The organism is Kribbella albertanoniae (genome assembly GCF_004348455.1).
In the GTDB taxonomy this organism is placed as follows: domain Bacteria; phylum Actinomycetota; class Actinomycetes; order Propionibacteriales; family Kribbellaceae; genus Kribbella; species Kribbella albertanoniae.
In genome coordinates this window covers 1-1,152 of the sequence record NZ_SMKA01000538.1, presented here as the reverse complement: position 1 = coordinate 1,152, position 1,152 = coordinate 1, and the positions used below count along the sequence as shown (strand labels likewise).

Annotated in this window: 2 protein-coding genes; both read right to left on the bottom strand. The window is 62.6% G+C overall.

Annotation, left to right across the window (positions count from 1 at the left end):
* Positions 1 to 79: 79 nt before the first annotated feature.
* Complete coding sequence (locus E1261_RS45805) at positions 80 to 379, bottom strand: DUF4265 domain-containing protein (protein ID WP_272948654.1); 300 nt, start codon at positions 377 to 379, stop codon at positions 80 to 82.
* A gap of 187 nt (positions 380 to 566) precedes the next feature.
* On the bottom strand, positions 567 to 1,037 hold the full coding sequence (locus tag E1261_RS44855; protein ID WP_238176866.1) for a hypothetical protein: 471 nt from the start codon (positions 1,035 to 1,037) through the stop codon (positions 567 to 569).
* Positions 1,038 to 1,152 lie beyond the last annotated feature (115 nt).

Sequence of the window (1,152 nt, the reverse complement as noted above, 5' to 3'; positions counted from 1 at the left end):
GACCCCCGTCAAACCCCCACCACTACCCGTCCGTCGGTACGCACGACCGTCATCCATCGATCCGGCTTCCGTGACTCGCCTAGGCCTCGAACGGCCCGATGTCGCTCCACTCCCACTCCAGCCGACCAGCCTCGGCGAGTCCAGCCAAGTACCCAAGAACATCGGCCGTATCAGCTCCATCTGAAACGTCGATCGCCACCAGCCGAACCTCGCTCCACTCGAGCAGCACCCCGGTTCGCGCGCAGATCGCATTGACCTCCGCCGCAATCGCCGCGACCTCTTCCTCCCGCTCAATGGTCAGAAGCGCCCGAAACACATGGCGCCCCGATCGCTCCACCACCTCGGTCACCGTCGAACCATCCGCACAGATCCGAACCACATCCCCCCAGTGCAACGCCCTACGCGCGCAACGGAATGCAACACAACTCCGCCAGATCGTCCCGAGTCCGCCGAAGCCAGACCTGCTCCCAAAGCCCCTCGAACCCGAACGGCTCCAACGCAATCCGCGCGATCCAGTTCGTCTCCCCCCGCCCCACCGGCTCCTCGTGCACAACAACTCTCATCGCCTAGACAGCACCCGCTGGATACCCAAGATGCTTTCCTCCACTTCTCCTGAACACCCGCCATGCCTCGCCCCGGCCAGAACAGTCCGGGAAGACCTCAACCACGAAGTCCCCCAGCAATCGCACACACAAGCGTCCCGACACACCCACCTCGACGCCCAGCACTTCCGGTGACTTCGACTTCAGGATTCCCGTCAACACCTTGGCGCGAGTATCAAAGACCGTCGAGTACCGGACGAACGCCTCATTCGGATCGTCAGTCTCCGCGAACAGCATGTCCCCCGACCCCAGGAGCATCGTCTCAGCGTGCAGTACCCGAAACGGACACTGCAGATGGAGCATGATCTCATCACCGTCAGACCGGTGAAACGCCACCTCGCCCATGTTCAGCGTACGCGTGACCGACGCTCCGGCCGTGCCCACAAGCAACCCGGCAATACTCTCCACGCCCATCCCCAATCCCGTCCAGGTCAACAACTCAAGGTACGCCGGCGGCTCCACACCGGATGTTGCCGAGAGCATCTATCGGCCCGAGCTTCGTGATTTTTCTGTGATCCAACTAATCGGTGGATGGGGGCGTCTCTAGGGG